The organism is Variovorax sp. P4_D9, from assembly GCF_056401695.1.
The window spans coordinates 1-9,413 of sequence record NZ_JBFUIU010000339.1 but is presented as its reverse complement, the minus strand read 5'-3'; the positions used below and the strand labels follow the sequence as shown (position 1 = coordinate 9,413).

9 protein-coding genes and 1 pseudogene are annotated in these 9,413 nt (G+C 67.6%); 4 read left to right on the top strand and 6 right to left on the bottom strand.

Features of this window, described 5'->3' with window-relative positions; translation table 11 throughout:
- The 5 genes from AC1DY5_RS29860 to AC1DY5_RS29840 form a co-directional block, all read right to left on the bottom strand.
- Positions 1-577 (bottom strand): branched-chain amino acid ABC transporter permease (locus AC1DY5_RS29860; RefSeq protein WP_478117323.1); only part of this gene is annotated, 577 nt, incomplete at its 3' end.
- 160 nt (positions 578-737) lie between these two features.
- The gene (locus tag AC1DY5_RS29855) at positions 738-1,910 is read right to left on the bottom strand and encodes an ABC transporter substrate-binding protein (protein ID WP_478117321.1); all 1,173 of its coding nucleotides are present in this window, start codon (positions 1,908-1,910) and stop codon (positions 738-740) included.
- A gap of 156 nt (positions 1,911-2,066) precedes the next feature.
- On the bottom strand, positions 2,067-3,077 hold the full coding sequence (locus tag AC1DY5_RS29850) for a PDR/VanB family oxidoreductase (RefSeq protein WP_478117319.1): 1,011 nt from the start codon (positions 3,075-3,077) through the stop codon (positions 2,067-2,069).
- Between the two features lie 13 nt (positions 3,078-3,090).
- Positions 3,091-3,837, bottom strand: a complete 747-nt coding sequence (locus AC1DY5_RS29845; RefSeq protein WP_478117317.1) for a GntR family transcriptional regulator — start codon at positions 3,835-3,837, stop codon at positions 3,091-3,093.
- A complete protein-coding gene (locus AC1DY5_RS29840) occupies positions 3,834-4,937 on the bottom strand; it encodes an aromatic ring-hydroxylating dioxygenase subunit alpha (protein WP_478117316.1) in 1,104 nt (367 codons plus the stop codon). The genes AC1DY5_RS29845 and AC1DY5_RS29840 overlap by 4 nt, the downstream gene beginning before the upstream one ends.
- A gap of 148 nt (positions 4,938-5,085) precedes the next feature.
- Here AC1DY5_RS29840 and AC1DY5_RS29835 point away from each other — a divergent pair, with 148 nt between their 5' ends.
- The 4 genes from AC1DY5_RS29835 to AC1DY5_RS29820 are packed head-to-tail and all read left to right on the top strand — an operon-like array spanning position 5,086 to position 9,022.
- On the top strand, positions 5,086-6,207 hold the full coding sequence (locus AC1DY5_RS29835; protein ID WP_478117314.1) for a 5-methyltetrahydropteroyltriglutamate--homocysteine S-methyltransferase: 1,122 nt from the start codon (positions 5,086-5,088) through the stop codon (positions 6,205-6,207).
- A gap of 32 nt (positions 6,208-6,239) precedes the next feature.
- Complete coding sequence (locus AC1DY5_RS29830) at positions 6,240-6,908, top strand: glutathione S-transferase family protein (RefSeq protein ID WP_478117327.1); 669 nt, start codon at positions 6,240-6,242, stop codon at positions 6,906-6,908.
- Positions 6,905-8,287: a phospholipase D-like domain-containing protein gene (locus AC1DY5_RS29825; RefSeq protein WP_478117312.1), complete on the top strand. Its 1,383-nt coding sequence runs from the start codon at positions 6,905-6,907 to the stop codon at positions 8,285-8,287. The genes AC1DY5_RS29830 and AC1DY5_RS29825 overlap by 4 nt, the downstream gene beginning before the upstream one ends.
- Before the next feature lie 57 nt (positions 8,288-8,344).
- The gene (locus AC1DY5_RS29820; protein WP_478117325.1) at positions 8,345-9,022 is read left to right on the top strand and encodes a dienelactone hydrolase family protein; all 678 of its coding nucleotides are present in this window, start codon (positions 8,345-8,347) and stop codon (positions 9,020-9,022) included.
- Between the two features lie 9 nt (positions 9,023-9,031).
- Here the strand turns inward: AC1DY5_RS29820 and AC1DY5_RS29815 are convergent.
- Positions 9,032-9,413: pseudogene (locus AC1DY5_RS29815) on the bottom strand (ROK family protein); the annotation flags it as partial.

The following is a 9,413-nucleotide window of genomic DNA, read 5'->3' as shown; positions in this document are numbered from 1 at the left end:
GCAGGAACACCACGTTGACATTGATGCCCAGGCCCGCCGCCACGCGCGGGTCGTCGACCGCGGCGCGCAGCCGGCTGCCGAAGCGCGTCTTCGAGAGGATCAGTTGCAGCACCACGGTCAGCAGCGCACAGACCGCGATGATGAAGATACGGTAGTGGCCCATGCCCAGCAGCAGCGCGCCGTCGCCGATCTCGGTGCGGCCGCGCAGCCAGTCGGGTAGGTGGATGTTCTGCTGCGAGGAGCCGACGAAATAGTCGACCGCCGCCACCGCCATGAAGGCCAGGCCGATCGAGAACAGCACCTGGTCCAGGTGCGACTTGCCGTACATCGGCCGGTAGAGCGTGCGCTCGAGCAGCGCCCCCGCCGCGCCGACCGCCACGAAGGCCAGCGGCAGGCAGAGCAGGAAAGGTACGCCCAGCTTCTGCATCGCGAACACCGTGAGATAACCCCCGGCCATCGCGAAGGCGCCGTGCGCGAGGTTGATGAAGTTCATCAGCCCCAGCGTCACGGCCAGGCCGACCGCTAGCACGAACAGCAGCATGCCGTAGGCAACCCCGTCGAAAAGAATAGTCAGCATGTCAGTTTCTCAAGGCGCCATCTTGCAATGCCTTCGGCTGCGCAGCGGGGCCCGTTCGGGAAACACCGCGGAACCGGCTTTGCCGGGCCGCTGATGTTGCCCCCGGTAGGGGGTGGGCGCCCCGACACGAAGTGCGGGGCAACTGGGGGGCGAGCCATTGCTACTTGCTCTTGCCCGGGTCCTTGACCTGCTTGATCACGTCGAACTCGATGTTGTAGAGCTGACCGTCCTTCTTCTCGACCTTGCGAAGATAGATGTCCTGTGTGATGTCTCGCGTCTGGGCGTCGATCAGCACCGGGCCGCGCGGGCTCTCAAAGACCTGGCCCTTCATCGCGGCCAGCAGCGCGTCGCCGCCGCCCTGGCCCTTGGTGGTCTTGAGGGCCTCGTAGATGATGCGCATGCCGTCATAGCCGCCGATGGCCATGAAGTTCGGCCGCATGTTCTTGTTGGCCGCCTGGAAATCGGTCACGAACTTCTTGTTCATCGCCGACGGGTGGGCCGCCGAATAGTGGTGCGAGGTGACCACGCCGAGCGCACCGTCGCCCATGTCGTTGAGCTGGTCGTCGTCGGTCACGTCGCCGGTGGCGATCATCTTGATGCCGGCCTTGCCCATGCCGCGCTCGAGGAACTGCTTCATCACGGCCGCGCCCGCGCCCGAGGGCACGAAGACGAACAGCGCGTCGGGCTTGGCGTCGCGCACCTTCTGCAGGAAGGGCGCGAAGTCCGGGTTGCGCAGCGGCACCCGCAGCTTCTCGATCACCTTGCCGCCGTTGAGTTCGAAGCGCTCGGCGAAGAACTTCTCGGCGTCGTTGCCCGGACCGTAGTCGGCCACCAGCGTGACCACCGTCTTGATGCCGTTCTTCGGCGCCCAGTCTCCCATCGCCACCGCCGCCTGCGGCAGCGTGAAGCTGGAGCGCACGACGTACGGCGAAGCCTGGGTGATGCTCGAGGTGGCCGCGGCCATCACGACCTCGGGCGTCTTCGACTGGGTCGCGATCGGCGCCACGGCCAGCGCGGACGGCGTGATGCCGAAGCCGGCCAGCACGTTGACCTTATCGTTGACCACCAGTTCCTGCGCGATGCGCTTGGTGACATCGGGCAGGCCGGTGTCGTCCTTGACGATCAGCTGGACCTTCTTGCCGGCGACCGTGTCGCCGTGCTGCGCCATGTAGAGCCGGGCGGCGGCTTCGATCTGGCGGCCGGTGGAGGCCTGCTGGCCGGTCATTGGCAGGATCATCCCGATCTTGAAGGTGTTGTCCTGCGCGTGGGCCAGAGGCATGGCCAGCGCGATGGCGGTCAGGCCGGCAGCCTGTATGAGGTGGCGACGAAGCATGGAACTCTCCTTATTCAATGGGATGCGCAACGGGGGATATTGTGACCAGATGCAAGCAAGCCGGAGCGCCGGCAACTACCTAGCCTTCAAGCGAAGGCAGCGAATTCTGCGCGATCAGCACATCGCCTGCGCGATGATCGCGCAAAGTGTGGAGCATCAAGCGATGTCTGGGCGCCAGGCGGAGTCGAGCGTGATCGTGCCGACCGCCCGCGAGACGCAGGCGCAGATGCGGCGTCCCGATGCCTTTTCGTGCGCGCTCAGGAAGACGTCGCGATGGTCGATCTCGCCTTCGACCGCCAGCACGTCCATCGCGCAGAGGCCGCATTCGCCGCGCCGGCAGTCCCACAAGGTCTGGACCCCTGCGCCTTCGAGCGCTTCCAGCAGGGTGCTGTCAGCCGGCACGGTGATCGCCACTTGGTGGCGCGGAATGCGCACCTCGAAGGCCTGAGTCGGGAGCCGGCCGCTGCTGCCGAAGGTCTCGAAGCGCAAGTCCGCCTGCGGCCGGCCGGCGGCGGCCCAGGCGCTCTTCACCGCTTCGAGCATCGGCACCGGACCACAGGTGTAGACCTGGCCACCGGCGGGGAGCTTGGCGATCTCGGCGGCAAAGTCGACCGCCGCGCTGCCGGTGTAGGCCTGCAGGCTGGCGCTCGAATGCGCTTCGAGCGCCTCGCGCAGGTCCGCCAGGTAAGCCAGTTCGGACTCGTCGCGGGCGCCGTAGAGCATGCGCACCGGGACGCCTTTGCGCTCGGCCAGCACGGCCAGACGCTGGGCCATGTGGACCAGCGGCGTGATGCCGATGCCGCCGGCCACCAGCAGGTAGCCCGGCGCGGTCAGGTCGAGTCCGAAGTGGGTCTGCGGCTCGCTCACCAGCAGCCGGTCGCCGACGGCCAACCGCCACATCGCGAGCGAGCCGCCGCGGCCCTGGTCGAGCCGCTTGACCGCGATCCGCCAGGCGCGGCCACCGGGCGCGCCGACGACCGAGTAGGAACGGTTCTGCATGCGCCCCGAACCCGGCGCGCCGACCAGCACCTGCACCTGCAAGTGGGCGCCGGGCTCGTGCCCGACAACGATGCCCGACTCGGGCGTGATCTCGAACTCGCGCACCGTAGGGCTGAGGTCCTTGATGGCGCTGATGCGCGCCGGCATCCAGTGGATATCGCTTTTCATCTTCGAACTGCTTTCATGCGCGTCGGCGGATCAGCTGCACCCCTGGCAAGGGATGGTTTTGCGCCCCATGCAGGGCTTCCCTGAGGTTGCGCTGCGCGATGCGGCTGTGCTCGCGCATCAGCGCCTCGGCACGCGAGCCTTCGCGGTTCTCGATCGCGTCGAGCACCTGGCCGTGCTGGTCCTGCGCGATCAGCAGCATGTCGCGGGCGGCGGGCGAGTTGGCCTGCACCACCACGAAGCCCGAGGGCGAGGCGAACGGCAAGTTGATCACGCGTTCCATCTGCTTGGCGATCAGCGGACTGCCAGCCATCTCGGACAGCAGCCGATGGAACTCCTCGTTGAAGGCGACATAGCGCGAGAAGGCCGCATCGTCGAGCGCCGGCTCGCGCAGCAGTTCATCGATGCGGCGCAGGCAGACCCTGGCCTCGCGCAGCACCACCGGCGGCGCGCCGCGCTCGGCCGCCAGCCGCGCCGACAGGCCTTCGAGCGTGCCCCGCAGTTCGATGGCGTCGGCGACGTCGCGCTCCGAGAAGGTGCGCACCGCATAGCCGCCGTTGGGCAGGCCCTCGAGCAACCCCTCCTGCTCGAGACGCATCAGCGCGCTGCGCACCGGGGTGCGCGAGACGCCCAGCATCTCGGACACCGCCACTTCGGCAATCCGGGAACCACCGGCCAGTTCGCCGGCCAGAATCATCTCGCGCAGCCGCAACTGGGCCTTGACCGCCTGCGAGCCGCCGGGCTCGACCGACTCGCTGCTCAACGGGCACCCCCGCCAGGCACGATCGGGATAGTGGGCGCGCGCGGCTGCTCCCGCGCCACCATCTGGTCGATCAGCCGGCGCGCCCACATCGCGCCGGCGTCGATGTTGAGGTTGTAGAAGCTGTAGTCGGGCCGGTCGTCGATCGCGCGCTGCTGGGCTTCGAGCACCAGTTCGTCCTCGCGGAAGATGCCCGCCACGCCTTCGCGCAGCTGGTGCGTGAGGCGCTGCTCGCCGACGCAGTAGTTGCGTGCGAAGGCCCAGAAATAGAGGCAGCTCTTGTCGGTCTCGGGCGTGATGGTGTTGAGCACGTAGCCGTTGACGCCCTTGCTGCGGTTGCCCGGCTGGCCGTCGCGCGGCACCGCCCCACTACCCGCCTCGGCCACGCCGACGTCGATGTTGACGGTGCACGGCCCCTCGAAGCGGATGATCTGCCAGCGGTCCACCTTGCCGCGGTAGCCGCGCGCGTGGTCAATCTGCCCGGCCCAGAAGGGAGGCGGATCGATGTCCTCCATCCAGCGCGTGACCGTGGCCGTGCGGTCGCCGTGGGTGGCGACGAAAGGCGCCTCGGCCACCGCGCGATTGCCGATCGACGAGCCGTGAACGAAGGTCTCGTGCGTCAGGTCCATGAGGTTGTCGACCACCAGGCGGTAGTCGCAGGCGACCCGGATCATCTTGCCGTCGCCGGCCCAGGCAGGGTCGTCGTTCCAGTGCATGTCGGGCACCAGCGCCGGGTCGGCCTTGGCCGGGTCGCCGGGCCAGACCCAGACGAAGCGGTGTTTCTCGACCACAGGGTAGGCCCGCACGCAGGCCGACGGATTCAGGGTCTCCTGGCTCGGCATGAAGGTGCAGCGGCCCTGGCTGTTGTAGACCAGCCCGTGGTAGCCGCAGACCACCTCGTCGCCTTCCAGCCGCCCCAGGGACAAGGGCATCAAGCGATGCCAGCAGGCGTCTTCGAGGGCGGCCACCTGGCCATCGGTGCGCCGGTAGAGCACCAGCTTCTGGTTGCAGACCGTGCGCGCGATCAAGGCGTGCGAGACCTCGACGTCGTAGGCGGCTGCATACCAGGCATTGAGCGGGAAAGGACGGGTTTCGGCTTTCATGGGATCCGCAATGTATACAGTGATGAGATAAAGTCCACTGGTATTTAGCCAAAGCAAGGGTAAATACTGATCTTTCTGTATCCATTCGATGGGCCTCCTGTCCGGATACGATCGACCGTTCTATTCCCAGATACGACGGAGCCATCCCATGTCCCAGCACGCGTCCCTGCCTGCCCGCTACGACCACGTCGGCAGCTTCCTTCGCCCGAAATACCTGCTCGAAGCCCGCGAGCAGAAAGCCAAGGGCGAGATCACGCCCGAGCAGCTTCGCAAGGTCGAAGACAAGGCCATCACCGAGATCGTCAAGTTCCAGGAAGACATCGGCCTCAAGAGCATCACCGACGGCGAGTTCCGACGCACCTATTTCCACATCGATTTCCTCGAGCAGCTCGGCGGCGTCAAGACCGACATCCCGGTCACGATCCGCAGGCCCGACGGCACCGAGGAATTGGCGCCGCCCGTGATGCGCGTGGTCGACAAGGTGCGCCATGAAAAGAACATCCAGCGCGCGGACTTCGAGTACCTCAAGAGCCAGGTCTCGGCCGGCAACACGCCCAAGGTGACCATCCCCTCGCCCACCATGCTGCACTTCCGCGGCGGCCGCGCCGGCATCAGCCGCGAGGCCTATCCCGAGCTCGACCCGACGTTCTACGACGATGTCGCCAAGGCCTATGGCGACGAATTGCGTTCGCTGGCCGCGGCCGGCTGCACTTACGTGCAGATGGACGACACCAACCTCGCCTACCTCTGCGACGAGAAGATGCGCGAGGCCGCCCGCCAGCGCGGCGACGACCCGAACGAGCTGCCGCACCGCTACGCTGCCTTCATCAACAAGGTGGTGGCGCAGAAGCCCGAGGGCATGATCCTCGCGATGCACCTGTGCCGCGGCAACTTCAAGAGCACCCACGCGGCGGCCGGCAACTACGAGCCGGTGGCCGAGGCGCTGCTCAAGGAGATGGACCTCGACGCCTACTTCCTCGAATACGACGACGCCCGCTCGGGCGACTTCCGACCGCTGCGCTTCCTGCCCAAGGGCAAGACCGTAGTGCTGGGCCTGGTGACCACCAAGTTCGGCGAGATGGAGGACAAGGACGAGCTCAAGGCCCGGATCGAAGCGGCCGCCAAGTACGTCTCGCTCGACCAGCTCGCGCTGTCGCCGCAGTGCGGATTCTCGAGCACGGTGCACGGCAACAACATCGCGGTCGAGGCGCAGCGCGCCAAGCTGCGGCTGGTCGTGGAAACGGCCCAAGAGGTCTGGGGCTCGACCTGAGGCGCCAACCGTGGTGAAGTAGCGTCATGCCCATGAAGCTCTTCACCGCCCCCCTCAGCATGTTCGGCGCCAAGGCGCAGATCGCGGCGCTCGAGAAGGGCGTCGCCCTCGAGTGCGTGATGGTGCCCTTCGACCGCGACGACCGCTACGAACCCAAGCACCCCGAGGTGCTGCGGGTCAACCCGAAGCGGCAGGTGCCGGTGCTGATCGACGGCGAGGTCGAGTTGTTCGACTCGACCCAGATCTTCGAATATCTCGAGGACCGGGTTCCGGAGCCGCCGCTGTGGCCTCGCGAGGTCGCGGCGCGGGCGCGGGCCCGGCAGCTCGAGCTGAAATCGGATGAAGTCTTCTTTCCGCACGTGATCAAGCTCTTCGGCCTGCAACAGGACATGGAAAGTCCGGCGGCGCTGGCGGCCTGCGACGGCTGCGCCCGCTTCTACGGAGAACTCGAAGCGAAGCTGGCCGGCAGCGAGTTCCTGGCCGGTCCCTACTCCTTCGCGGACATCGCGTTCTACATGGCACAGGTGTTCGCCGAGCGCAAGGGCGCGCCCATGACCGGGGCGACGCCCCGGCTGCTGGCGTGGCGCGAGCGCGTGGGTGCGCGCGGCCCGGTGCGGGAAGTGGTCGGCCCGATGATGAACTTCCTGGCCTCGCAAGGTCGCCCGGTACCCGCCCACCTGCAGGCCCTGGTCCGCCCGTGAACCAGATCGAYGACCTGCTCGACTGGCTGCCCTCGCCCTCGCAGCACCTGCTGGTGGTGACTTTCGCCCTGCTGGTCTACGTGCTGACCACCCGCGCGCGGCGCGAGCAGCGCGCCCCCACGACCGCCATCGCCTGGGTCATGGGCCTGGCGCTGCTGCCCTACGTGATCCTGCCGATGTACCTGATGTTCGGGCAGCGCAAGCTCCGGCCGGTGGGCACGCCGCGGCCGCCACGCGCGGCGCCGGCGGGGCACTGGGCGGCCGAACTGGTCGAGAGCTTCGGCCTCGCCCCGCCCAGCCTCTGCCAAGTGCGACTGCATACCGACGGCGCGGCCGCACGTGACGCGCTGTTCAAGGTCATCGAGGGCGCCCGGCGCTCCATCGACGTCTCGACCTTCATCATCGGCGACGACGCGCTCGGCCACGAAGTGATCAACCGACTCTCGCGCCGGGCCCGCGAGGGCGTCAAGGTCAGGGTGCTGCTCGACGGCTTCGGCGCCCTGTCGCTGCCGCGCACGCACTTCGATTCGCTGCGCGGCGCCGGCGCCGAGGTGGCGGTGTTCCGCCCGATCTTCAGCCTGCGCCGCAGCGGCCCGCGCAACCTGCGCAACCACCGCAAGCTCACGATCGCGGACGACCACTGGCTCTGGTCCGGCGGCAGGAACCTGGCCGGCGAGTACTTCACCGGCAACGATGCGCACCCGGTCGCCTGGCGTGACCTGTCCTTCGATCTGCACGGCGACGTGGCGACCGCGGCGGCGCGCCAGTTCGACCACGACTGGTCCTCGGTGCGCGGTCGACAGTCACGCGCCATCGCCGGCGACGCCGGCCCGCAAGACGGAGGCAGGCTGGCGCAGTTCCTGCCCAGCGGCCCCGACCAGACCGAGGACACGGCGCAGGCGCTGCTGATCGACGCCTGCTTCCGCGCCGAGCACCGCTTGCTCGCCGTCACGCCCTACTTCGTGCCCGGCGACGGACTGCGCGACGCGCTGCGGCTGGCGGCCCGGCGCGGCGTGCAGGTGACGATCGCGATTCCCGCGCAGTCGAACCACCGGCTGGCCGATTTCGTGCGGGCCCGCAGCATGCGCGACCTGGCACGCGCGGGCGTGCTGTTCCGGATGCTGCCCTACATGGCCCATGCCAAGGCGGTGGTGGTGGACGACGACCTGGCGCTGTGCGGCTCGATCAATCTCGACCTCCGCAGCCTGCTGCTCAACCACGAGGCTGCGGTGGTGTTCTATGGCCGCGCCGAGATCGACGAACTGGCGCATTGGATCGAGACCGCCGCCTCGGCCGGCGAAAGCTACCGGGCGCGCACGCCGGGACTGCTGCGCGACGTCGCCGAGGGCCTGCTGCTGACGATCGCTTTCCAGCTGTGAGGCCCATGTCCGATACTCCCATCTCGTCCACGACATCAGGAGAAATCCATGGCAACGATGATTGAATTCAAGCGCCCGGATGGCGGTGCGGTGCAAGGCCACCTGGTCGAGGCCGAGAAGGCCTTCGGATCGGTGGTCGTGATTCAGGAATGGTGGGGGCTGAACGACCAGATCCTCGGGGTTGCCAAGCGTTTCGCCCAAGCCGGCTTCACCGCGCTGGTGCCCGATCTCTATCGCGGGAAGAAGACCGTCGAGGCCGAGGAAGCCCAACATCTGATGAGCGGGCTGAACTTCGCCGAAGCCGCCTCGCAGGACGTGCGCGGCGCGCTGCAGTATCTGAAGGCGCGCGGCGGCAAGGTGGGCGTCACCGGCTACTGCATGGGCGGCGCGTTGACCTTGCTGGCATCGACGATGGCGCCCGAGGCCGATGCCGCTGTCATCTGGTATGGCTATCCCCCGCTGGAGTATGTCGATGCCTCGAAGATCAGCGTGCCGTTGATGGCGCATTGGGCCACGCAGGACGCGGCCTTCGCCATCGCGGGGGTCGATGCCCTCGAAGAGAAGCTGCGCGCGGCGGGCGTGCGCTATGAAGGGCACCGCTACCAGGCGCATCACGCCTTCGCCAACGAAACCGCGCAAGGCCCGGGCCGGATCCCCATCACGCAATATGACGCCGCGTGGGCACAGCTCGCATGGGATCGCACGCTGCGTTTCTTCGGCCAGGAACTCGCCTGACCGGCCCGCCTACTTCTGCTTGTTGGTGTAGCTGGCGTTGCCCAGTCCGGTGCCGATGGTCRGCACCGCCCAGCGCTTCACATCCTGCATGAACGGCAGTTCGCTCAGGCCCTGCACCACCGCATCGTTGTGCAACAACGCCACGGTCGGCTCGCCGTCGATGGTCGGCAGCCGCTTGCACAGCTCGGTGGGCAGGTGAAAGTTGTCGCTTTCCCAATCGCCGGGCAGGTTCTGCGCGCCGCGCGAGATGGACCCGTCCTTGCGAACGAGTCCGGGGCAGGCGATGCCGACGAAGGGCGCGAGCCGAATGCCCTTCCTCTTGCAATAGCCGATCTGGGCCTCGAGCATCTCGGCCAAGCGGTCGATCAGCACCTTGCGGCTCGGGCTGTCG

Coding starts and splice junctions, on each gene's coding strand:
- AC1DY5_RS29820 (WP_478117325.1), top strand. CDS start 8,345: ATGATTGAATTCAAGCGCCCGGATGGCGGTGCGGTGCAAGGCCACCTG.
- AC1DY5_RS29830 (WP_478117327.1), top strand. CDS start 6,240: ATGAAGCTCTTCACCGCCCCCCTCAGCATGTTCGGCGCCAAGGCGCAG.
- AC1DY5_RS29850 (WP_478117319.1), bottom strand. CDS start 3,077: ATGAAAAGCGATATCCACTGGATGCCGGCGCGCATCAGCGCCATCAAG.
- AC1DY5_RS29835 (WP_478117314.1), top strand. CDS start 5,086: ATGTCCCAGCACGCGTCCCTGCCTGCCCGCTACGACCACGTCGGCAGC.
- AC1DY5_RS29840 (WP_478117316.1), bottom strand. CDS start 4,937: ATGAAAGCCGAAACCCGTCCTTTCCCGCTCAATGCCTGGTATGCAGCC.
- AC1DY5_RS29855 (WP_478117321.1), bottom strand. CDS start 1,910: ATGCTTCGTCGCCACCTCATACAGGCTGCCGGCCTGACCGCCATCGCG.